Source organism: Paenibacillus sp. OT2-17, from assembly GCF_009827695.1.
Lineage (GTDB): Bacteria > Bacillota > Bacilli > Paenibacillales > Paenibacillaceae > Paenibacillus > Paenibacillus polymyxa_B.
The window spans coordinates 15,268-39,388 of sequence record NZ_WUDQ01000003.1; the positions used below are offsets into that span (position 1 = coordinate 15,268).

The window sequence follows — 24,121 nt, forward strand, 5'->3', positions numbered from 1 at the left end:
ATAACATCGCGTCATATTGTTAACAATGGTAAACAAAAGAACCATACATGTATAGCTGGCTGAATCAGTTAGAGTACAATGGTCGTCAAGTACAAAAAACGCTTGTATACTTGTTTTAATCAGTGGTATGATGGCAGTTAGGGTATTAGTAAAATCTTGTTTTTTTATGTAATGAAAAAGCAAGGCATGAAAATAGCGGAATATGTTCTTTTTTTCCAGAATGGAAAAGGGAAATGACGCGCGGAGGGAACCATAGATGAGCAAATTTATCGTCCGCGGTGGCAACAGATTGACCGGGAGTGTCAAAGTCAGCGGAGCCAAAAACTCAGTTCTGCCGATCATCGCCGCTTCTCTGCTAGGAGAAGAAGGAGAAAGTGTTATTATTGATGCACCTCCTCTAGACGATGTGATGACCATTAACAAAGTGCTGGAGTCCTTAGGAGCAGGCGTTACATACCAAGATGAGGTCATTCGTGTTGACGCGCGGAAGATAATTTCCTGTGAAGCCCCTTACGAGTGGGTTAGGAAAATGCGCGCATCATTCTTGGTTATGGGGCCGCTGCTTACACGTTTGGGACGTACAAGGATCTCGCTTCCAGGCGGATGCGCAATCGGAACGCGACCAATTGATCAGCATTTGAAGGGTTTTGAGGCATTGGGCGCGGAGATTAGCCTGGGCCAAGGTTTTATTGAAGCTAAAAGTAACGGGCGTCTGCGTGGAGCTAAAGTTTATTTGGATGTAGCCAGCGTAGGAGCAACCGAGAATATTATGATGGCCGCTACTCTTGCTGAGGGCGTAACTACCATCGAGAATGCTGCTAAGGAACCTGAGATTGTTGATCTCGCAAATTTCCTGAATGGAATGGGTGCCAAAGTACGCGGTGCGGGCACGGGCGTTATTCGTATTGAAGGCGTTGAGAAGCTGCATGGTGTAAAACATACGGTCATTCCCGACCGGGTAGAAGCAGGTACTTATATGGTTGCTGCTGCGATCACAGGCGGGAACGTATATGTAGAAGGCGCAATATCCGATCATTTAGGACCGGTTATTTCCAAGATGGAAGAAATGGGTGTAACCATTCAACCTGATGAGAACGGAATTCGTGTCATTGCAGATAAGCCGTTAAAGGCCGTTGATGTTAAAACTTTGCCTTATCCTGGTTTTCCTACCGATATGCAGTCTCAGATGATGGCACTTCAACTTGCCGCTGAAGGAACGAGCATTATTACGGAAACCGTGTTTGAAAATCGTTTCATGCATGTGGATGAATTTCATCTCATGAATGCGGAAATTAAGGTTGAAGGTCGTTCCGCCATTGTAACTGGTAATGCTAAGCTGACAGGTGCGAAAGTAACCTCTACAGACTTGCGTGCAGGTGCTGCGTTAATTCTGACCGGACTCATTGCGGAAGGTACAACGGAGGTATCCGGCGTACATCACATCGATCGCGGTTACGTTCATTTGGCTGAGAAGCTGACTGGATTGGGAGCGGACATTTACAGAGTGACCGTGGAAGAGTCCAAACTGAATCATTCGCCCAGTACAGAGCGCGTAATGCCAGAAGAGACGTCGGGAAATCTGTTTAAGAAGATCCAGCCTTCCCTCGCCTAAGCTTTAACGTATGTCGCTTCATGTTGCATAAGTATATTCTTGAACAATAAGGAACCAAGTCCGAAAGGGCTTGGTTTTTTTGTTGTTTGCAACCAGTTTTTTTCATTCTTTCAGTTCTCTTAAAACGGTTCTATGAAAGTGGACGACTTCATATGATTGAAAATATCTGCTGGAGTATATCTGTACTTCCAGCCGGACACTTAGCCCTTTGATGGAGGTTTCAGCCTATGAAAGATTCACAGGTTCGCATCCGTATACCCATTCATCATCCTAAGGAACATCGCCAGGCTTCACTTGCGGAGGAAGGTTCTGGCTCTATAGCTACTTCGTTACAAAAAAATAAGCTTATACAACAGCAGCCGGACACAAGAGGTACATTGCCGATTGGCGTCAAGCCCAATCGGCGTACAACAGTCGTGCCTTCCGCTGTGAACTCTGTTGATACGGCTTTGCCTATTGCTGGAGCAGCGGTCCATGACACACGCGCTGCAAGCCCGCTGCAGGTGCCGCTACCGCACCTGCGTCCTTCCGCCGGGCGTGCCCCGCGCTGGGGCAGCCGCCGCCCATGGCTGCCATTCGCCGCCATGGCAGGGGTGCTGGTGCTTGCCATGGCTGTGCCCGCGCTAATGGCGTGGCCTCGCCAGACGGCGCAGCCGGTGCCACCGAGCAGTCGCACGGCAGCACCGGCTGCACCTAGCGTAACGGCAAAGGGCGGGACGCCCGTCACGCGCCTGCCGGGTGTCCCGCCGATACCGGCGGTGCCCGCTGCTCCAACGCGCAGCGTGCCGGTGGTGGCAGAGCCGGACGTGCGTGTGTACGTCACGTCTACCGGTCGCACGGAGACGTTACCGCTGGAGCAATACATTGTCGGCGTAGTAGCCGCCGAAATGCCGCCCAGCTTCGAGGGTGAGGCACTGAAAGCGCAGGCCATTGCCGCGCGTACCTTCATTGCCCGGCGTTTGCTGGCTGATGACACCAGCGGTGCCCCGGCGGGAGCAGATGTGACGGATACTGTTAAACATCAGGCTTATATCTCTAAAGCTAAACTTACTAGAGAATGGGGGCACTCTGGTAAATCCACAGAGCTGGCTAAAATTCAGCAGGCCGTACGAGACACCAAGGATACGATCATGGTATATGAGGGGAAGCCCATTACGGCATCTTTTTTTTCTACTAGCAATGGCTATACCGAAAATTCAGAGGATGTATGGGCGAAGGCAGTGCCCTATTTACGAAGCGTGTCAAGTCCATGGGACAAGCAGTTGGCCCCACGTTATACAGAAACCGTCACACTGAGTCGTCAGAGTGTGTTCGATAGATTGGGGTTGAGTCGTACTGCGATAGCTGCTTCTACTGGAGGAGGGAGAATGCCGGAGATTCGTATACTCTCTAAGACAGAAGGACATCGCATCAAGAAGATTGAGGTTGGTGGTTCAATCTTTACAGGGCCGGAAATCCGTAACAAACTGGGGCTGCGTTCGGCTGAGTTTACGTGGAAAGCTGAAGGGGACCGGATTGCTATAACAACCTATGGTTATGGTCATGGTGTTGGTATGAGTCAGTGGGGAGCCAATGGAATGGCCAAGGAAGGTCATACTGCCACTCAAATTCTCCTTCACTATTATACTGGCATTTCTTTTGCGCAAGCCTCTCGTATTCTAAGTTAGTAAATATTTCGAAACTTTGAAGTATAAAAGAGTTGCACCCGGTAACACTGGTTACTGAGGTGATGAGCAAATGAATGAACAAAATAAAAACCAGAACCAAAACCATGAAGAAACACCCAAAACCTTTCAGGGTGGAAGAGCTTCACGGCCGTCTTCGTGGAAAAAGCTGTTGTCCAAAAGGTGGGCATACCCGGCAGCCTACATTGCCGCAGCAGCCATTATACTAACCTTAGTGTGGGTCTATCAGGATGCCAGCCAGAAGTCTTTCAAACCTGACCCAGCTAGTCCATCGGTACAAAGCACAAGTGCAGTGAATGCCGATGTTAACGGACAACAGCCAGAAAGCGTGGAAGTAGTTGCCCAGTCGGAAAATATCGCATGGCCAGTAGCAGATGCTGGCGCAGTACAGGTCGTAAAGCCGTTCTTTGATGAGAACGCGACCGCTGATGAGCAGGCGGCAGCTATGGTAGAGTACGATAAAACATTTACCGCTAACACTGGGATTGATCTTTCCCGGGCCGACGATCAGGCGTTTGAAGTGAGAGCCGCCCTGAGTGGCAAAGTATCTCGTGTGGAACAACATCCGCTGGTAGGTAGTGTCGTAGAAATCACGCATGATAATAATCTCAAAACGGTGTATCAAAGCTTGAGTGATCTGAAAGTAAAAGAAGGCGATCAAGTGAAACAAAACGATGTGATTGCTTCAGCGGGTCGTAACGAGCTTGAAAAGGATTTGAAAACACATCTGCATTTTGAAGTGTATCAGGATGACAAGCCGGTGAATCCAGCAGGTCTGCTTCCTAAAAAATAAATTTGGTCATGGCTTTGCATGCAAAGCGGGGAATCCACATTCCCTGCTTTTTTCTTGTGTAGTTTTTGTGCATAAGGTAAACATAAGCTGCTTTTGCCAAATAAATAGGCCTTCGGAAGCATGTCTTCCCGCCAAACCGCGAATATATAGGCACGCTCCTCATATAATGTACCAAACTATCCACAGTAGGGAGGCGGGAGCGTGCACGATTACATCAAGGAACGGACCATCAAAATCGGTCGCTGTATCGTGGAAACAAGGAATACGGTCCGTACGATTGCCAAGGAATTTGGTGTCTCCAAGAGCACGGTGCATAAAGATCTGACCGAACGGCTGCCTGAAATCAACCCGGATCTTGCCGATCAGGTGAAGCACATTCTCGAATACCATAAATCCATCCGCCATCTGCGGGGAGGAGAAGCGACGAAAATTAAGTACAAAAAAACGAGTGGCAAACGAAGGGAGATTCTCGTTTCTGGCAAGTCCTAAAAATATATAGTGAATTGGCTGGCAAAGCCATTGAATCAACCCCCTGAAGTATGATATGTTAAAAGATGGTACAAGACGAAAAATGACATGTAACCGTAGGTTTATACATATATTTGCCGCTTCTTGTCGAATCTTAGCTTTTTAAAATATCACTTTGGGGGCCTTTTTAATATGTTCAGTAATGATATCGGTATCGACCTCGGTACGGCCAACGTGCTTATCCACGTCAAAGGGAAGGGGGTTGTTCTTGACGAACCTTCCGTTGTCGCGATAGAAAGCGATTCAAAAAGAGTTCTGGCTGTCGGAGAGGAAGCGCGCCGTATGGTGGGACGTACTCCTGGTAATATCATAGCCATCCGTCCATTACGTGATGGTGTCATCGCCGATTTTGAAGTAACAGAAGCGATGTTAAAATATTTTATCAATCGGGTAGGGGGAAAAAGCTGGTACAGCCACCCTCGTATTCTAATTTGTGCGCCGACGAACATTACCTCAGTGGAGCAAAAAGCGATTCGTGAAGCGGCGGAGCGTAGCGGGGCCAAGGAAGTATTTTTGGAGGAAGAGCCAAAAGCGGCTGCCATCGGGGCAGGAATGGATATTTTTGAGCCTAGCGGCAACATGGTAGTGGATATTGGTGGCGGAACGACTGACGTTGCAGTCCTCTCTATGGGGGATGTCGTAACAGCTTCTTCCATTAAAATGGCAGGGGACAAATTTGATACAGCCATCATGAAATATGTAAAAACGAAGTACAAGCTTCTGATCGGCGAACGTACGGCTGAGGATATCAAGATTGCTATCGGAACCGTGCATCCGAGCGGACGTCGTGCAGAGATGGACATCCGTGGACGGGATATGGTATCCGGATTGCCTAAAACGTTAAGTATTTCTGCGGATGAAGTGCAGGATGCGCTTAGAGATCCTGTATCGGCGATTGTTGCTGCGGCCAAGTTTGTATTGGAGCAGACCCCACCGGAACTGTCAGCTGATATTATTGACCGTGGTGTTATTTTGACTGGTGGCGGTGCCTTGCTTAGCGGATTGGACGAGCTGCTTGCTGAAGAACTGCGTGTTCCAGTACTGGTTGCCGAAGATCCGATGCATTGTGTTGTTAAAGGTACAGGAATTATGCTGGATAATTTGGATCATGTGGTTAAGAAAAAGTTCTAATCTGCCGATAATGACTATAAGAGACTCGTGTGCGGTCAGACAGGTTGCCTAGCATTTTGGCTTTCGTGCCTCCGCGCGAGCATATGATTTTAGCAGAGTATAGGATTGGGGTGCACGATACATGTTGAGAGGTTTATATACTGCGGCCGCCGGATTGATGACACAACAACGACGCCATGACACCGTGACGCAAAATATTGCTAATATGAATACGACGGGATACAAACAGGAAAATAGTGTTCAGCGTTCTTTCCCCGAAATGCTTATTTCCATGACGGGTGGTAACCCTGATAACCCGGACCGTACGGTCGGCAAGCTCAATACTGGCGTTTTTGCTGAGGAAAGCCTCTCCCCTTACATTCAGGGAGCATTAAAGGACAGTGGACAAGAAACGGATTTTGCGATACAGTCCAATATTAATGTGAACGACCCAGCTACTGGTCAACCTATGGCTTTTGATCAGGCAGGGAAATTCATCAATGCTAACGGTGAAGTCACCTACCGTCCAGAAGCATTTTTTACGGTGCGGGACAGTAATGGTAACGTTCGTTATACACGTGATGGACATTTTCAAGTAAATGGAGCGGGAGCATTGCTTTCATCGACTGGCTCAGCGGTGCTGGATACGAATGGAAACCCGATTCAATTGACGGGGGCTGTCTCAGAGCTTAAAGTAAATGAGCGGGGCGAATTGGTAGATAGCCAGTCCAACCAGACATTGGGGACGACGCTCGGTATTAGTGTCATTGATCGTCCGTACCAGCTCGTTCGTGAGGGTAATGGAAATTTTCGCCTGAATGATACTGACGGTGCTACAGCTAGAATGATGACTGCTAACGATGCTGTATCCGTTCGTCAAGGTTATCTGGAGGTATCTAATGTAGATGCTTCACAGTCGATGGTGGATATGATGGCTGCGTTAAGAGCGTATGAGGCGAATCAGAAGGTAATTCAATTTTATGATAAAAGCTTGGACAAGGCCGTTAATGAAGTAGGCCGTGTATAACAGGGGGTAAGTGATGAACAACTCCATGATTGGCGCAATGGTATCTATGGCCAGTGTGCAGCAGCGTTTGGATTTAATTGCCGATAATATTGCTAATATCAATACAGTTGGTTATAAGAGTAAACAGGGTTCCTTTGAAGATGTATTGGCCAACGTGCAGCAACAGCCTTCAACGTATCTCCAAAATGGACGGGCCATGCCGCTCGGCTATAATTTGGGCTACGGAGTTAAAACGGCCGCAATCATGAAAAATATGGAGCAAGGTCCGCTCAAGGAGACGGGACTTCCTACCGATCTGGCGATTCAAGGTAATGCCATGTTTGAAGTTCAGGGAAATGGGCAAAAAGCTTGGACCCGTGACGGTAGCTTTCATTTTGTTCCTGATCCGAATGATAGTGCGACGATGATGTTGACCACTGCTGAAGGTTATTCCGTGCTGGATAACAATGATGTTCCTGTGACTGCTCCAGCGGGTTCCAAGGTGGCTATTAACTCGGATGGCGAATTGCTGATTCGTGCTAATGGAACTGGGGCTCCGACAGTTGGTCAGAGAATCAAGCTAATGGATGTACAGCGTCCAGAAGGACTGGAACAGCGGGATGATAACCTATTCGTGTTGTTGAATGGTGTAACAGAGGCAAATGTATTCGGAGCTGCAGGTGTGGCAGGTGCTGTTCCAGCGGACGTATCTTTGCGTTCCGGTTATCTTGAGGAATCTAATGTGGATTTAGCGGGCGAAATGACGGATATGATGCAAGTTCAGCGGATGTATCAAATGGCGGCACGGGCATTAACTTCTAGTGATACGATGATGAACCTGGCCAACAATCTGAGGGCTTAAGGATTTGGTGATGAAAGAAGAACAATCTGATTCCCGTCCGGTGCCTGAAAAGACGAAGTCCCGCTGGCGTACTGCTCGTTATTTCATAGTTCCGTTGCTGCTCCTGTTATCGCTATTAGGCGGCTTAATTGCAGGATATGTAATTGTAGGTAAGCAAGGGTTGTCAGGCGTATTCGAATGGAAAACCTGGCAGCATGTCATTGATCTTATTTTTGCGCCTTAAGTTTACTTTAAAAGAGTGGGGGCGGGAAAAGGTCGCTCCGCGAATGATTTGATCTTACGATCGCTGTTGCAGCGGGATTTTCTTATTTGATAAATTATCCAGATGTAAAAATCCCGTTGCAAAGGCGAACGCTCGCGCTTCTCCAAATTCAAATCCTTCGCTCCGCTGCTACCCGCCATCAGGGCCACTTTTATTAAAATAAACCCCCCGCAATTTGTGTGGGGAGTATAGAATAACAAAACCCTGTGCCAGTGGCGCAGGGTTTTGTTATGCCTAAATCGTGCTTCAATGCAGCACGTCTTTTGGAACGCCAATGTAGGCTATCATAGAGGCCTTCGGTTGTTTCTCTCCCCTTCACGGCAAGCGAGTATTATTGAAGCGAGGCTTTCCTTTTGAGCCAAAAGTAACTCGGCGGAGGGGATGAAATCGTTCTGAAGAAGCGATAGCGTTCGCCTTTAACCTCGGATTTTACCCTTGAATTCTTATACAATGAAAAAATCCGAGGTTAACAGCGATCGGAAGAATGATCCATCCCCGTAGCCCTTTCCCCCCCTTGACTCAAATGAAACTTCGCTTCACCCCCATAATAGGAGCACCCAATATGGTACTTCCGCGTAATTTTCTTTTTGCATCTGATAACTGTATAATGATGGGGAAGTTTATAACACTGCGGGGTAAAACCAAGCACGGGCAAAAGGGCTTCTTCGCGCCTCAGGTTGCATAACCGGCGGAAAAAGCCCCTTATCTCAACCTCCACTTCTGCAGTAGGTGAAGGATATCTAACATTGTTGCCGCCAAGAGCTGTTTTTATGCAGCGCAGGCGGGGTAATATTATGCTTGCAGTAACTCATGACTGATACAGAGTCAAACCTGCAAGCGGGAGGAGTTATTAAGGTAAATGGACAAATTGCAATTGGATGTTAATCAAATTCAGGAGATTATCCCACATCGAGCGCCATTTTTATTGGTGGATCGTATTATTGAGCTGGAGGAAGGGAAAAGAGCAGTGGGCATTAAAAATGTAACGATGAATGAGCCTCATTTCATTGGACATTTTCCGGGGTATCCCGTTATGCCTGGTGTGTTAATCACCGAAGCACTGGCTCAAGTTGGGGCTGTCGCATTACTGCATCTAGAGAGCAATCGTGGCAAAATCGGGTTCTTGGCAGGGTTGGATGGTTTCCGTTTCCGTGGACAGGTGGTTCCTGGGGATACGCTTACGCTTGAAGTGGAAATCACTCGTTCCAAAGGCGCATTTGGCAAAGGGAAAGCTACGGCTAAAGTAGGCGATACGGTAGTAGCTGAGGGCGAAATTATGTTTGCTTTATCTGACCCTCCCCAATAAATAAAGCTCTGCCGACATAAGCACGACGTCTGAACTGAGTGCATGTGTACATAGAAATCCTGTTTTGACAACCCAAAAATGGAGAGGGGAAATTCCGTATGACGCAGTTGAGTAAAAAAGCATTAGAAGGCATTGAGAGCTGGCTGCAAGACCCTTATATTGATGAAGAGACCAAACAGGAGTTGCGCGCATTGGAAGGCAACGAGCAGGAACTGGAGGATCGCTTTTACAAAGAGCTGGAATTTGGTACAGGCGGTCTGCGTGGAGTGATCGGGGCAGGAAGTAACCGGATGAACCGTTACGTCATTGGACGTGCGACTCAAGGGCTGGCTCGCTATATTTTAGAACAGCATGCTGGTAAAGAAGGCAAACCTTCGGTTGTCATTGCACATGATTCGCGTCATTTTTCACCAGAATTTGCTCTGGATGCAGCTTTGGTGCTGGCAGGCAATGGTATCGTGGCTAAGTTGTTCCCTTCCTTGCGTCCAACGCCACAGCTTTCGTTTAGTGTACGTCATTTGGGAGCCAGTGGAGGGATCGTTGTGACAGCGAGTCACAATCCTCCTGAGTATAATGGATACAAGGTATACAACGATGAAGGGGGTCAGCTTGTTCCAGATCAGGCTGAACAGGTAATTAGTTATATCCGTGAGGTTCCTTCTTTTGCCGACATTCGCAGTCTGACACGTGAGGAAGCAGAGGCACAGGGATTGTTGGTTTGGCTTGGAGAAGAGGAAGATGAAGCGTTTGTAGATACGGTAGCCAGTGTGAGTGTGAACCGTGAGCTGATTGCAGCCGGACCAGGCAAAAACTTCAAAGTTGTGTTTACACCTCTCCATGGTACTGGAAATGAACCGGTTCGTCGTGTGCTGAAGAAGATCGGTTTTGAACAGGTGCATATAGTGCCTGAGCAAGAGCTGCCAGATGCTGAATTTTCGACTGTCAAGTCGCCAAACCCGGAAGAACGTGATGCGTTTAAACTGGCAATCGCGTTGGGTGAGAAAATTGGTGCGGATCTGTTGATCGGAACAGACCCTGATGCTGACCGTATGGGTGCAGTTGTGAAAAACCGTGATGGCGAATATGTGGTATTGTCCGGTAATCAGTCTGGCGCGATCATGGTTTACTACTTGTTGAATCAGCTGAAAGAAACAGGCAAGCTTCCGAATAATGGGGCGGTTATCAAAACCATCGTAACCAGCGAAATGGGCGCAGTCATTGCCGAACATTTTGGAGCAACTGTGTTTAACACGCTAACTGGCTTCAAGTATATTGGCGAGAAAATGAACCAGTTTGACGAAACTGGCGAGTACACCTACCTGTTTGGCTATGAAGAGAGCTATGGTTATTTGGCAGGGAATTATGCTCGCGATAAGGATGCTGTCTTGGCGGCTATGCTGATCGCTGAAGCTGCTGCTTATTACAGCACACAAGGTAAGACGCTCTATGATGTTTTACAAGAGCTGTATGAGCAGTTTGGCTACTTCCTTGAGAAGCTGGAGTCTCGTACCCTTAAGGGTAAGGATGGAGTGGCACAAATTCAGGGCAAAATGACCGATTGGCGTAGCAACGCGCCTCAAGAGATTGCAGGCGTGAAGGTAGACAAGGTACTGGACTACTCACAAGGTCTGGACGGACTTCCACAGGAAAATGTACTCAAATTTTTACTGGAGGACGGTTCGTGGTTTTGCCTGCGCCCTTCGGGAACGGAGCCAAAAATCAAAGTATACTTCGCGGTACGCGGTTCCTCGCTGTCAGACGCGGAGCAAAGAATCAGCCACCTGGTCGATGCTGTTATGGCTCGCGTAGACGCTTGAGAAAAATCCCTTTATAATAGAATAGGTTAAGGTAATTGGATAAGATATAGTAATCGGTGACCTCTCACGGCAAAGGGCAGTACGCCGTGGAGGTCATTTCTGTATTGCAGAATAACCTGGAAGAGGCTTTGGGAAAATAGGCTTATTCCGGCAACGGAGGATTTTGCAAAATTCAATGAGTGACCTACCAAAAGGCTGAGTACGGCAAGGTGGGCAGCATTGAATTTTGCAAAATCCCGAATATTAAGGAGGTTCTTTGGTGTATCAGAAATGGCAGTATTGGAATACGGCTTCTCGAAAATGGTTATGGATTTTGGTGGCTGTCGGCTTGCTGGCTTCCATTCCGGTCATCGCCGATCGTGTGAAGACAGAATCCTCGAGTAAAAAAGTAGAGATTGTATTCGATTATCGGGATTTGACGGAGGCAGCCTCGTATCAGGCTCACCCGCAGGACTATCTGAATGAGCAACTTGACCGCTTACAGCAAGCGGGTGTGAACAGCATGGCTATGTATGAAAGTACGTTGGATGATTTCCGTAAAGCGGGTCGCGTCGTAACCTATACGACTCAGAACGTTGCCGATATGGAAAAACGGCTTTCACCTGCAAATGAGAATTTTACGTATATTGTTTTCGCTGATAAAGAAAATGCCGAGGCATTAAAGCCGTTAATTTTACGTACGTTTACAAGCCTGGACATCAATGTAAAACCTTGGACTTATCAGGGACAGGAAGGGTTAGTTGTGGAAACATCTCCAGAGGATGCGTATCTCAAGCCCATGCAGCCTGACCCGATTGCGATGAAGCAGCTTCGGAGCAAAGGATTTTTTATTGTTCCACGGATGAGCGACAGTCTTCCTTACAACCAGGAGTTGACGGAAGAGATGCTTGCTTCCTTTCAGCAGAATGGTGTAAAACGCATTTTGTTTGAAGGTGATTCAGTCAAAGGCTTCACTGATAACGAGAAAGAGCATAGCTTAGCGGCATTTGCTAAATTGCTGAACAAATACGATATTGGCCTAGCTGCTATCGAAAACTTAAAAAAACCGCAAGCAGGCTTCAATAAGCTCGCTTACGATATCCACTATAACGTTGTGCGTTTATACTCATTGAGCGATAAAGATTCAACGCTCGATGTGGAAACGTTGGCCGATCGTTTTGCATTGGCTACCAAGGATCGTAATATTCGCATGTTGTATCTGAATACCGCGCCTAGCCGTAGTATTGCTGAAGCCAAGGTGAAGGATTCGGTAGATAACCTAATCCACAGCTTGGACAAGCCGGGTAACGCTGTACAACGGATGGAGAAAAAGGGGTTTGAACTTGGACAGGCTGAACCGTTCCAAGTCGTCGATTCGTCCATTCAGCGCTATCTGAAAATGATTGTCGTACTGGGTGCACTGGCATTCTTCTCCATTATGGTGTCCTATTTCGTCCCGGCATTGAATTTGCTGGCATTTTCACTCGGTTTGGTAGGTTCAGCAGGACTTTATGTTTTGAACTCCAGCTTGATGGAGCAAGGTCTAGCCCTACTCGCGGCGATTAGCGGACCTACGGTTGCAATGATTATCGCCGTGCGTACGATTAGAATTAAACGTGAACAGGGGTCCGAACTTTCTGTAGGTCAGCGTTTGATTCAAACGCTTATACTGTACGTACAGACAGCGATTTTGTCGCTGGCTGCAGTGCCTTTTGTTATTGCTCTGTTGAATAGTATTGCTTACAGCCTTGTGCTGAACCAATTTAGAGGTGTAAGCTTGCTTCACATTCTGCCGATCTTCTTAGCAGCGATATATATTTTCTTTTATCGTGGTGTTTCTATACGGGAGGAAATTTCCAAGCTGCTACGTACGCCGATTACTGTATTGTGGGTGATCGCACTGGCTGTTATCGCAGCCGCAGGCTATTACTATTTGACTCGTACCGGAAATGCGGGTACGGTGTCGAACACGGAGCTGGTTTTCCGGAACTTCCTTGAAAATGCGTTTGGTGTACGTCCGCGCAATAAGGAATTTTTGATGGCTCACCCACTGTTTATTGCAGGGGCGTTCCTGGCTTTGAAATATCGCAAAGCAATCTATTTACTGATTATAGCTGCTATTGGTCAAGCCTCTATGGTTGATACCTTTGCTCACATTCACTCTCCAGCGGCACTGTCGCTTAGTCGCGGGCTGTTAGGATTGGGCTTCGGTCTGGTGCTGGGAATCATCGCAATTGTCGTGTGGCAAGTGCTGGAAGGGTGTTGGAAGAAATGGTCACCACAGCTCAAACGATAATCATCTCGGGTTATTACGGCTTTCGCAATAGTGGAGATGAGGCCGTGCTTAAGTCGATTTTGACAGCTTTAGAGGAGGAGAGTCGTCAGGCGGGGATTACAATCAAGCCTGTTGTTCTGTCTTCTGACCCCGCTTGGACACAGAAAATGTACGGAGTAGAAGCTGTAGCGCGGATGAGTCTGGGGGAAGTTCGTAGAGCGATTAAAAACAGCGATGGGCTAATAAGTGGCGGCGGGAGTTTGCTCCAGGATGCAACAAGCCCTAAAAGCATTCCGTATTATCTGGCAATTCTGAAACTGGCCCAATGGGCTGGAAAGCCGACGTTTGTATATGCTCAGGGCATTGGTCCGGTACAACGGAAGATATTTTATCCTATGATCCGTTCTGTGTTTCAGCGCTGTGAATATGTTTCTGTAAGAGATGAGCAGTCTGCCGCACTGCTGGGTACTATGAAACTGAAGCGCCCGGTTGTCAAAGTTGTTCCTGATCCGGTAATGGGGCTTCCATTGCCCCCGGGTTCCGAGCTGCATAAAGCAGCATTTGAGACTGATATGGATAAACTTCCGATCGTTGGCGTATCTGTACGTTACTGGGATAAGGAACGTCGCGATTTAACGGCTATTGCGGACGGCTTAAAAAGATTAGCTGCTGAGCGCCGTGTACACTTACGCTTTTTACCTTTCCATCTGCCTGATGACGAGCAGGCTTCAAGGATGGTAATGGATTTGTTGGGGGATATTAGGGGGACGGGGAGCCTTGTCAGCATGTGTGATCAAGTCACCGATCCTCAACAGATGCTTTTGGAAGTCAGCCGTTGCAGTTTGATGATCGGGATGCGATTACACAGCTTGATCTATGCAGCATCCCACCAGGTACCTCCGTTGGGGATATCCTACGATCCTAAAATTGACCATTTCCTCAGCCGTGTCGGTAGCCAGCCTGTAGGCACTACAGAGGCACTGGATGGACAAAAACTGGCTAATGAGTCTATGCGGTTGCTAGATCAGCGAAGTCAATGGATCGAGAGCCAGGAAGCGGCCATTGCTTTGTTAAAAAGTGAGGCTCGCTTACCGGCACAGCATATCGTTAATTACTTGTGTCGCAAAGGATGATGGATACAGTGACAGTTGATAAGGTTACGAATGTGCCTACCGTCCCGATTTTCGGTGTTCCGGTATCAAGGCTTAATATGAAAGATACATTAAATATATTAATTCAAGCAGTGGAGTCTCGCCAGCCCCATCAAGTGATCACTGCCAATCCGATTATGGTAATGGCTGCATTGGAAGATCCAGTGTACATGAACGTGATGAAACAGGCAGAGTTGATTGTTCCGGATGGGACTGGCGTGGTCTGGGCTGCAAACTATGTAGGACATCCTGTACCTGAGCGGGTAGCGGGCTTTGACTTGTTACATGAATTACTTGCAGCTGGAGAAAACTATCATTGGAAGGTTTATTTACTGGGATCAACATCTGAGGTGATTCAAGCGACCGCAAAGCGGGTACATGAGCTTTATCCCGCAATTACGATTTGTGGCAAGCGTGATGGTTTTTTTGGACCTAAAGAGGATGAAGCCGTGATTGCAGCCATTCGTGAAGCAAATCCTGATTTGTTGTTTGTAGCACGTGGAGCGGACACGCAGGAACCCTGGATTGGTAAATATAAGGAACAGCTGGGTGTACCGGTGATGATGGGGGTTGGCGGTAGCTTCGATGTTATATCAGGCAGAACCAAACGCGCACCTAAATTGTTTCAAAAGCTACGGGCTGAATGGTTATATAGACTCCTCAAAGAGCCAAGCCGTTACAAAAGAATGCTTGCGCTGCCGAAATTCGCCGCGAAAGTGATGCGCGAAAAAGAAAACGTCACAAAAGTGTGATAAATAGCTTGAATCTGCCTACAAAACCCGCTAATTTGCCAGAATATGAAGCTTGGTATTTATTTTTGATCAGAGTATAATTCAATGCGGTTACATCTGAAAAGGGATTGCTTTAAAATTGGGGGTCGAATGATCAAATGTTATTGATCTATATTATTGGGTTCATCATGGCACTGGGACTTGCGCTGTTACTGACACCGCTCGTCAAGAAATTCGCTGTGAAGGTTGGAGCCGTCGATGTACCGAATGCCCGAAAAGTACATACCCGAATTATGCCGCGTCTTGGCGGACTGGGGATTTTCTTGGCATTTCTGTTGTCCTTATTGGCGGTGTTACCTTTTGTGCCTGACGGAATGCTGTCCTCTCGGGATATTAACTTTATCGCAGCCTTTCTGATTGGTGGTACGCTGATTACACTGATTGGTGCTCTCGATGATCGTTTTGATCTCAATGCAAAATTGAAATTTTTGGCTCAAATTGCCGTTGCGTGTATGGTCGTGTTTGCTTTTGATATTCGTGTAGATTTTGTAAATGTACCTTTTCAGGATGCATACTCATCTTTGGAAAGCTGGATTTCCATTCCGCTTACGATTTTTTGGATCGTAGGTGTAACGAATGCCATCAATTTGATTGACGGTCTGGATGGACTGGCTGCAGGTGTCTCAGGAATTGCGATTGGAACTATCTTTGTGATGTCGGTACTGATGGGCAATTACATGGTAGCTATGCTTTGTCTTGTGCTGCTGGGCAGTATTATCGGATTCTTATTTTTTAACTTTCATCCTGCGAAGATATTCATGGGTGATACAGGGTCATTATTTTTAGGTTTCTCTCTGGCCATGCTATCCATGCTTGGTTTCAAGCAAATTGCTATCGTATCTTTTATTACGCCATTGATTATTATCGGTGTACCTTTGTCAGATACATTCTTTGCTATCATTCGTCGCAAGTTGCAGAAAAAACCGATTTTCTCTCCGGATAAAGGTCATTTGCATCACTGCTTACGCGAACTAGGTTTCAGTCACAGACAGACGGTGTTGATTATCTACGGGATTGCTGCATTTTTCGGTGTATTGGCGGTGATTCAATCGTCTGCTGCGCTTAATGAAGCGAACTGGGTCACCTTTGTCGTGATTTGTATTATGATGTTCTTCCTACAGATCGGTGCAGAGGTTATTGGTCTTGTTGGCAAAACCAAACGCCCAGTTATTAATACACTGATTCGGTTGCTGGCTAAGCCAGATTCCCAAACACGTTCGAAATTATAATTTTAATTTAAAAGTAAGTCTTCAAGCTCGGCGGTATACCGCGGGTTTGAAGGCTTTTTTGATGTTTGCTGTAAAAAAACTCCCTCCTTTTTTGAGAATTTACTAATTTTTTGTATGTTTACTACCGATAAAAAAAGTATTGAATGATTACGTACCCCAAGGTGCGACAGAATCAAAGGAGGACAATGATTTGAAACGATTGCTATCCATGTTGCTGACGGTTGGTCTCATCATTGGCTTGGTGCCGGCGGCCCTGGTAGGTACGGCTCATGCTGCGACGGGAACTTATTTTATTTTTCCAAGTGAAAAATATGATGTGGATTCGGCTAGAATGGTAAACACTGACCGAGTTACAGTTAACGGTACGATTAACGGAGTGAACGGAAGTACTATATCTTATAGTGTATTCCAACTCTCTAAAAATGGAACAAACCTTAACGTGGTTAATAAGAACGAGAGTCAAAAAGGCGGAATTACGGTCAGTGGCTCTACGCTTAAAGTTACAGACATTAAACTGTTTCCTGGTTTGAACCGGATTACATTTCAAAGCAGCCAAAATTCGGCTGATATGAAGGACTCCATTTACATTGAGTATCAGGATGGGCCCAAGCTTTATGATCTATCTGCTACGCTGAATGGTGCAACCGAGCAGTTGCTAGAGAATCAGACAGCGGTGCTGACAGACGCACGCAATAGCGGTACGGATGATGTAAAAGTAGTCATTCAAGGTACGGCTCCTAATGCTGACAGTGTAACGCTCACGTCTGCAAAAAGTAGTAATACGTATAATGTATCCTCTTACACTGGCTATAAACTAACAGGTAGTGTTGTACTGAGTCCGGGTAAAAATATAGTGACTATTAAAGTGAATAACGGAACTCAGGCTCTTACAGTTACACGTGAAATTACGATTTATACGGGTAAACCGGAATTCTCTGATTTGACCTTGAACAAGGATGGGAATGTTTCTGCCGATCTGACCACTTCGCCTGACTTTACTGTATCGTCTACAAGTGGTGTGGTTTTAAAAGGTAACGTTTTGGTACCAGCTGGTGCGACCGATCCAGGAGTAGCCACAATCAATGCACGTTTTACCGATGTGAGTAACAATGGTAGTGCTGTGGGTAGTGCGACTGGGGTTGATGCCACAATTGATACTGCAAATATAGTTACATCAAATGGCTATAAAGTATATCCATTTCAGGTGACTGTACCTTCGGAAGCTGTACTTGATCATTTGACCAGGGCATCCCTGGGCCTAACTTATACGGATAGCAGTACACCTCCAGCTCCATCGGCTGTCCAATTTACATTGCGCAGTAGCACTCAGCCGTATATTGATGATGTTAACTATCTTCCTGATTTTAATACTCAATTGTTGAACAGAATTAATGGAAGCGGGTCTGATCAGGCAGCTGCTCTAGATGAAGCTATGAAATTAACAGGTAGCTCTATGAAGAACAAGACTACAGATGCTGCATCTGTACCTGTAGGTATGGAGTTTATCGTTGTTAATGGCGCACCTTCTTCAATTAATGAGCTTTCCGGAGTATCGGTTCATACTGTAGGGTCTCCTCAAGATGTAATTCGTACAATCAATGGTAAGTCAACGCAAGTGAAGAAAATTGTTGCTTATGTAGACACTTTACCTAAAGAAGGACAAAATGTACTGAATTTTTATCTGAATGGTGACTCGACCAAGTTAATTAAAGCAACGGTGAATCTGTTGCAGGGTCCGTTCATGAAATACGACACGATTTATGATGGGCAACAAATTCCGTTGAATACATCCAGCTCAAACTTGAATACCTATAAATTGACTCAGCTGGGCTACTTTAAAGGTAAATTGCTTGATGTGAGCAACGCAGCAGATATTCATTACACTGGAAGTAACCGAAATGTATTCCTGTATGTTAATAATGTATTGGTTGATCTGGATGGTTCAGGAGCGGACTTCAAGCTTGCTGCTTCCTCAGAGACAGCCGCAGCCAATGCCTTGGCGAACGGGAATAATGAAATCAAGTTTGTATACAAGCCAGGTATTGAGTATAGCAATACGGTAAAAGTAAACTTTACACAGACGAATATTCCAGTAATTCCTGTTCCAAACACACAAGGAATCATCCCTTTTACACCAGTTAGCGGCTTGAGCAATACGCCGAAATACAGCGAAATTGCTCCGAAATCAAAAGATGCTAATTTCACCAAAGTGGATGACACTAACTACAACACATCTCTGAAAAATATCAATGTATTTGGTACTTTCAGTATTGCTGATTTGGGTAAAGCAGATCAGGTAAGTGGTTCGTTAAGTGATATTGCTAATAAAGATCAATATATTTTGGAGATTAAGGGATCGGATGACAGTGAAGTCAACTGGACGCTGAGTAACGAGTTTTTCTCAGCAGAAGATGCTAAGACAACATACAATTCCGGTTCTACTACAGATAAATTTACAAATAAAGATTTAAAAGACCTGCTTGTGTACTACCATCCGGACAAAAAGTATTTCAGCTTTGTGTTGAAAAACCAAACTATTTCGCAAGATGGAACACCAGTAGCTTATAACATTACCTTGTACAATAGCGGCAAGAGCGGACCATTTGCTACTTTCCGACTGCAAGTATCCGGTCAATCCACATCTTTTGATATTTTGCGTCCGCTCCCTGAAAAGAGAATCGTGAATCAAAACTTTGTGCAAGTTGTTGTAAACGCAGGTAATGCAGATAGTGTTACGGTAGGTAAAGAAACAGCAGTTCAAGAGGGATTCGACTCTGATTATGATGGTACCATTGATTATCCATCTACTTACAAAGCCATCGTTACAGGTCTAAAAGCCAACAAAGATAATAAAATTGACGTAGTGGTTACTGTAGGTAAAGAAAAATTGAAACAGACCATTACTGTTAAATATGTGCCTACTAATATTCCTGGTGAGCAGTACATGGAAGCGATGAAAACATCACACAAAGTGTTCGATGGCAATCTTACACTTGCTTTTGCAAAGGGAACGAGTCTGATTCGTCGGGATTACGATCAACCGCAACAGTTCAAAAACCAGGTTTTCTCTGGTCACACTTTGTACTTTGCGATAGCAAATAGCGAAGATGGTGTGGTCGATCGTCATGAATTTGAAACCGAAAAAGCATTGTCGGATATGCAGAGCTTGATTGCAGATGGAAGTAGATACTTTAACAGAGAATTCCCAAATCGTTTTACCAAGTCAAGTCCAGTATTCTGGATTGACCCAGGTACAGCAGATGACATTAAAACAGATGATTACGATCCGGTAACTTATGGTGCCGATCCTTATCAATTGGCTAACAAGTCGCAAAATGACAGTAGCAAGATTAAAAACTTCTACTGGCGTGATCCTTCTAATGAATTAGTACCATCCAAGCGTGCAACATTAACTTTGACGTATGATAACAGTATCGCTCAGGATGCAGGGAAACAAATGACGGTGTTCTATTTTGATTCTGATCTTAAAGATTGGCAGAACATTGGTGGTGTGGTGGATCCGAAAAAACATACCATTAAGGTACCGTTTGATCGTTTCGGTTACTATGTAGTTGCTAAAGTTGGAGAAACGTATAGTGATGTCATTAAGCATAAATACGCCAGAGATTACATCGAAGCCATCTTGGCTAAAGGTGTTATGAACCCAATGGATCCGATTAATAGCTTTGGACCAGACAGCTACATTAAAAGAGGCGAATTTACGTCTATGATCGTCAAAGGTCTGCAAATTCCGCTTAATTTCAGCGGAGCGAAGCATTTCGACGACGTGTCTATTCCAAATACGATATCAGCAGATGCGCTCTATGATTATCGTTATATTGAAACAGCTGCACGCGCCGGTATTGTCAAAGGTTCGCAACCAAGAATCTTTATGCCGGAAGATGTAATCACACGCCAAGATGCAGCAGTCATTATTGCCAAGGCATTGAATTTGAAGCTGGAAACAGATCATGACAAGATCATGAAGAACCTGTCTAAGACCTTTAAAGATGCGGACAAGATTGATTACTATGCGCAAGCATCTATATTGGCTATTGCCAAAAAAGGCTTTATCACAGGGTCACCTGTGGATGCAAGCGATCTGAAAAAGGGATATATGTTTAATCCTACTTCCTTGACCTTGCGCGGAGATGCAGCGATTATTGTAGCTAAAGTTATGGCTGATAAAAAGCTGCTTCCTAAAATCTAATCAACAAAACACCTGAAATTATTAAACATCCCTCCATGCGAAATGGTAATTCCCTTTCATATACATGAGAGGGATGTTTTTTATAAATCAGCTATTTGACTGGGATTAAGGGCCTATGCCATAATATCAATGAGGTAAAAACTGTGGATTAGCCTTACAATGGTTTTGGTTTTGGATTTGGCTTAAACGTCTGTAATTAATTGCTTTTTTTTAAGTATTTATCTCAAAATGTGTTTATTATTTTTCCATATGTTTTTTTTGCACATTTATCTGAAACTTTACGCCTATTTCATCGTAGTAGAGGATGTGTGTGCTTAAATATTACATAGAGAAGTGAGTGGGGAGTGATGAGATGTCTCAGTTTTCAATACGCCGTCCTGTAACAGTATTTATGTTAATTATTGCTTTATTAATCGGGGGCGGTATTTTTGCGTTAAGACTTCCTGTAGAGCAAATGCCGGATATGAAGCTGCCATTCGCTGCAGTGGTGACTAGTATTCCAAATGCAACGCCTACAGAAGTTGAGGAATTGGTTACTAAACCTATTGAGAAAAGCCTGGCTTCTATTGAGAACGTGGACACAATCATGTCCGAGTCTTCAGAAGGAACATCTATGGTCATGATTCAATTTAACTGGGGAGTAGATATCAATCAAGCAACCCTCGACATGCGAGATAAAGTTGATGGGGTTAAAGGGTCTCTTCCCAAGGCGGCTAATTCGCCGCGTGTCCTTAAGGTGGATCTCAACGCAACGCCGGTTATTACGCTCTCTCTTACAGGAGACCAGGATATTAACAAGTTGAAGCCTATTGCTGAAGATATTATTGAGCCGCGGCTTGAAAGAATTGCGGGAGTAGCTGCAGCCAACATGTCAGGTGGGCAAGCTCGGCTTGTGAAGATTACTGTAGACCAAGCCAAACTTCAAAGCTATGGCATTACGCTAGATCAAATCAGCCAAGCGCTATCGTCTAATAACGTAGCGGGTTCTGCTGGTTCGGTGTACCGAGGTAATACAGAAATCCAACTTCGGGTTCAAGGTGAATACAAAGCTGTTTCAGAAATGGGTGAAACGCCAATTCCAGTAGGGAAGGGAAGCATTAAGCTAAAGGACATCGCGACAGTTGAAGATTCCTTGGATGATGTTACAACCATTTCTACCTATAACGGAAAGCCAAGTATCAATATTTCTGTTACTAAAGCCACAGGGGGGAATACCCTTTCAATCGCCGATTCTGTAAAGGATAGTTTAGATTCGATACGGAAGGAATTGCCTCCGGGAACTCAATTGGAGATGGTAACAGATGCATCCAAACCGATTAGCGACTCCGTACACTCACTAGTAGAGCATGCTATATTGGGACTTATTATCGCAGCTATTGTGTTGCTGTTATTTTTGAATAGTATACGTTCTACCATTATTGCTACTATCGTTATTCCAATTTCCTTCGTAGCTACGTTTATGATGATGTATTTCACCGGACAAACCATTAATATTATTTCACTGAGCGGTTTGCTTCTGGGGTTAGGATCCTTTGTCGATTTTGCGGTTGTTATTATTGAGAATATTTTTAGACAGCGACATGAAGGGAAAAGCATGCTACAAGGGGCTATTGATGGCTCCAAGCAGGTGGGTAATGCCGTTATGGCATCTGCACTTGCGCAGATCGTAGTATTTTTACCAGTTGTTTTTGTTGACGGAATTGCGGGAGTTCTATTTAAACCGTTGGCGTTAACAGTTATTTTCTCTCACATTGCAGCCTTGCTTGTATCCCTTATGATTGTGCCGATGCTGGGATCACGTTGGCTACCTACCGTGCCAGATGAATCCATTTATTCTTCAGGTACTTATAAGGGTGTTAACCCTATTGTGTGGTTTAATATTGGTTTCGAGAAATTTAAGAGTGGGTATCGCCGTATACTGAAGTGGGGAATTAACCATAGAAAATCTGTGTTAATTATTACTTTATTAATGTTTGTGGCAGCTGGGGCTCTAGTTCCTTTCGTTAAGGCTGAATTTATCCCAGCATCCGATACTGGGGAATTCACAATTAATGTGAAACTTCCTAATGGAACGGTCTTGGAAGAAACGGAAAAGGTTGTTCAAGATATAGAAAAAGAAATTTTGAAAGTTCCGGATCTAGATAAAATGACAGTGACTGTTGGTTCTGGTGGCAATTCTGGTTATTCAGGGGCAGCTCCAACCAACTCAGCAGATCTAAGTGTAACACTGAAGGATGGACATCAGGCAACAGATGGTGTAGTTGATGGCCTTCGTAAAAAATTTGATAGCATTCCGGATGCAGAGATTACAATGGCGTCTACTACAGGCCTTTCAAGCGGAGCGGCTGTTAATATTAACTTAAAAGGTGACGATATTGACGTCCTGAGAGAACTCTCGGACAATCTCGTTGCGGACGTAAAAAACATACCGGGTACGGTCAATGTGAAAAGTACCTTGAGTGCTGTTCGCGAAGAATATGAGATTACCGTTAATCGTGAACTTGCAAGTCGATATGGCTTATCAGCGACCCAAATCTTATCTGCAGTGAATACTTCTTTTAATGGATCAGTCGCCACAAGCTATCGTACAGGTGAAGATCAGATTGATGTGAAGATATCGTTGCCAGAGAAAAACCGCCATGATTTGTCAAATCTAAAAGCCTTACGGATCACCACTTCGCAAGGTATTGATGTACCTTTGTCTTCCGTAGTAAGTATTGATAAACGGACTGTACCCGATACTGTTACTCGTGAAGACCAAACGCGTCAAGTGCAGATTACAGCTGATATTGATGGAACAGGGGATATTCTTACTATTAATCAAAAAATAGATGCTCTATTGAAGACTACTCACTTCCCAGAGGGCTACAGTGCAGATACGGGTGGCGGCCAAAATGAACAAATGATGGAGTCTTTCATGAACTTAGCGATAGCTATTTTGCTATCTGTCGTGCTCATTTATATGGTTATGGCAGGACAGTTCGAATCGTTGCTCACACCGTTTGTTATTATGTTTTCCGTTCCACCTACGGTAATTGGTGTGCTTATCGGTTTAGCTGTAACCGGGGCGAGTCTCAGCGTTTCAGCTTTGACAGGTTACATCATGCTCGTCGGTTTGGTCGTCAACAATGCCATTGTTATGATTGACTTTATAATTCAGCTCCGAAAAGACGGCCAAGATCGGGATGAAGCTATTATTCATGGAGCGTCTGAGCGGTTGCGTCCGATTTTGATGACCACGCTGGCTACGGTACTAGCTTTGCTCCCAATGGCATTCGCTACAGGCAGTGGTAACGAGACACAAGCACCGATGGCAGTTGTTGTTGTATTCGGGTTATCCTTCGCAGCTGTTATTACATTGATTCTTATTCCGGTAGTCTACGTCATCATGGATAATATGATAGAAAAACGTAAGAATCGGAAATTAAAAAGACAAGCAAAGAGAGAACAAAAAAAAGAAGCGAAACTACAAAAAAGTGTTCATATATAAGGTGAGGTGGAGAAA

At 45.2% G+C, this 24,121-nt stretch carries 16 protein-coding genes; all 16 read left to right on the forward strand.

The genetic code is table 11. From position 1 onward, the window contains the following. The first annotated feature begins 256 nt into the window (after window positions 1-256). The 16 genes from murA (at window position 257) to GRP75_RS02000 (ending at window position 24,106) form a co-directional block, all read left to right on the forward strand. Complete coding sequence (murA, locus tag GRP75_RS01925) at window positions 257-1,612, forward strand: UDP-N-acetylglucosamine 1-carboxyvinyltransferase (RefSeq protein ID WP_028542175.1); 1,356 nt, start codon at window positions 257-259, stop codon at window positions 1,610-1,612. Between the two features lie 227 nt (window positions 1,613-1,839). Then, window positions 1,840-3,279: a stage II sporulation protein D gene (gene spoIID / locus GRP75_RS01930; RefSeq protein WP_160788469.1), complete on the forward strand. Its 1,440-nt coding sequence runs from the start codon at window positions 1,840-1,842 to the stop codon at window positions 3,277-3,279. 70 nt (window positions 3,280-3,349) lie between these two features. After that, window positions 3,350-4,090 (forward strand): M23 family metallopeptidase, encoded by a 741-nt coding sequence (locus tag GRP75_RS01935; RefSeq protein WP_075154856.1) that lies wholly within the window; start codon window positions 3,350-3,352, stop codon window positions 4,088-4,090. 201 nt (window positions 4,091-4,291) lie between these two features. Continuing rightward, window positions 4,292-4,579 carry a sporulation transcriptional regulator SpoIIID gene (spoIIID, locus tag GRP75_RS01940; RefSeq protein WP_007432737.1) on the forward strand — a complete coding sequence of 96 codons (288 nt, stop codon included), beginning with the start codon at window positions 4,292-4,294 and terminating at the stop codon, window positions 4,577-4,579. Between the two features lie 171 nt (window positions 4,580-4,750). Further along, entirely contained in the window at window positions 4,751-5,749 is a 999-nt protein-coding gene (gene mreB, locus GRP75_RS01945) for a rod shape-determining protein (protein ID WP_013312317.1), read from the forward strand. A gap of 121 nt (window positions 5,750-5,870) precedes the next feature. Next, window positions 5,871-6,755, forward strand: coding sequence for a flagellar hook-basal body protein (locus tag GRP75_RS01950; protein WP_160788470.1), 885 nt, complete (start codon window positions 5,871-5,873; stop codon window positions 6,753-6,755). Between the two features lie 13 nt (window positions 6,756-6,768). Beyond that, window positions 6,769-7,596: a flagellar hook-basal body protein gene (locus GRP75_RS01955; protein WP_028542172.1), complete on the forward strand. Its 828-nt coding sequence runs from the start codon at window positions 6,769-6,771 to the stop codon at window positions 7,594-7,596. Window positions 7,597-7,606: 10 nt separating this feature from the next. Beyond that, on the forward strand, window positions 7,607-7,819 hold the full coding sequence (locus GRP75_RS01960; protein ID WP_061831651.1) for a DNA-directed RNA polymerase subunit beta: 213 nt from the start codon (window positions 7,607-7,609) through the stop codon (window positions 7,817-7,819). An 898-nt stretch (window positions 7,820-8,717) separates the two neighbouring features. After that, the gene (gene fabZ, locus GRP75_RS01965) at window positions 8,718-9,164 is read left to right on the forward strand and encodes a 3-hydroxyacyl-ACP dehydratase FabZ (RefSeq protein ID WP_013312312.1); all 447 of its coding nucleotides are present in this window, start codon (window positions 8,718-8,720) and stop codon (window positions 9,162-9,164) included. A 98-nt stretch (window positions 9,165-9,262) separates the two neighbouring features. After that, window positions 9,263-10,981, forward strand: coding sequence for a phospho-sugar mutase (locus tag GRP75_RS01970; protein ID WP_160788471.1), 1,719 nt, complete (start codon window positions 9,263-9,265; stop codon window positions 10,979-10,981). A 259-nt stretch (window positions 10,982-11,240) separates the two neighbouring features. After that, a complete protein-coding gene (locus GRP75_RS01975) occupies window positions 11,241-13,256 on the forward strand; it encodes a DUF5693 family protein (RefSeq protein WP_160788472.1) in 2,016 nt (671 codons plus the stop codon). Further along, window positions 13,232-14,368 (forward strand): polysaccharide pyruvyl transferase CsaB, encoded by a 1,137-nt coding sequence (gene csaB / locus GRP75_RS01980; RefSeq protein ID WP_160788473.1) that lies wholly within the window; start codon window positions 13,232-13,234, stop codon window positions 14,366-14,368. The genes GRP75_RS01975 and csaB overlap by 25 nt, the downstream gene beginning before the upstream one ends. Before the next feature lie 8 nt (window positions 14,369-14,376). Beyond that, on the forward strand, window positions 14,377-15,138 hold the full coding sequence (locus GRP75_RS01985) for a WecB/TagA/CpsF family glycosyltransferase (protein WP_160788474.1): 762 nt from the start codon (window positions 14,377-14,379) through the stop codon (window positions 15,136-15,138). A 137-nt stretch (window positions 15,139-15,275) separates the two neighbouring features. Further along, the gene (locus GRP75_RS01990; RefSeq protein ID WP_028542169.1) at window positions 15,276-16,406 is read left to right on the forward strand and encodes a glycosyltransferase family 4 protein; all 1,131 of its coding nucleotides are present in this window, start codon (window positions 15,276-15,278) and stop codon (window positions 16,404-16,406) included. Window positions 16,407-16,596: 190 nt separating this feature from the next. After that, complete coding sequence (locus GRP75_RS01995; protein WP_160788475.1) at window positions 16,597-20,616, forward strand: S-layer homology domain-containing protein; 4,020 nt, start codon at window positions 16,597-16,599, stop codon at window positions 20,614-20,616. Window positions 20,617-20,968: 352 nt separating this feature from the next. Then, entirely contained in the window at window positions 20,969-24,106 is a 3,138-nt protein-coding gene (locus GRP75_RS02000) for an efflux RND transporter permease subunit (RefSeq protein WP_160788476.1), read from the forward strand. Window positions 24,107-24,121 lie beyond the last annotated feature (15 nt).

What these genes read in the sequence shown, in the direction of transcription:
- fabZ (WP_013312312.1), top strand. Translation starts at nt 8,718, where the DNA reads ATGGACAAATTGCAATTGGATGTTAATCAAATTCAGGAGATTATCCCA.
- GRP75_RS01970 (WP_160788471.1), top strand. Translation starts at nt 9,263, where the DNA reads ATGACGCAGTTGAGTAAAAAAGCATTAGAAGGCATTGAGAGCTGGCTG.
- murA (WP_028542175.1), top strand. Translation starts at nt 257, where the DNA reads ATGAGCAAATTTATCGTCCGCGGTGGCAACAGATTGACCGGGAGTGTC.
- GRP75_RS01990 (WP_028542169.1), top strand. Translation starts at nt 15,276, where the DNA reads ATGTTATTGATCTATATTATTGGGTTCATCATGGCACTGGGACTTGCG.
- GRP75_RS01950 (WP_160788470.1), top strand. Translation starts at nt 5,871, where the DNA reads ATGTTGAGAGGTTTATATACTGCGGCCGCCGGATTGATGACACAACAA.
- GRP75_RS01960 (WP_061831651.1), top strand. Translation starts at nt 7,607, where the DNA reads ATGAAAGAAGAACAATCTGATTCCCGTCCGGTGCCTGAAAAGACGAAG.
- GRP75_RS02000 (WP_160788476.1), top strand. Translation starts at nt 20,969, where the DNA reads ATGTCTCAGTTTTCAATACGCCGTCCTGTAACAGTATTTATGTTAATT.
- spoIID (WP_160788469.1), top strand. Translation starts at nt 1,840, where the DNA reads ATGAAAGATTCACAGGTTCGCATCCGTATACCCATTCATCATCCTAAG.
- csaB (WP_160788473.1), top strand. Translation starts at nt 13,232, where the DNA reads ATGGTCACCACAGCTCAAACGATAATCATCTCGGGTTATTACGGCTTT.
- GRP75_RS01935 (WP_075154856.1), top strand. Translation starts at nt 3,350, where the DNA reads ATGAATGAACAAAATAAAAACCAGAACCAAAACCATGAAGAAACACCC.
- GRP75_RS01955 (WP_028542172.1), top strand. Translation starts at nt 6,769, where the DNA reads ATGAACAACTCCATGATTGGCGCAATGGTATCTATGGCCAGTGTGCAG.
- mreB (WP_013312317.1), top strand. Translation starts at nt 4,751, where the DNA reads ATGTTCAGTAATGATATCGGTATCGACCTCGGTACGGCCAACGTGCTT.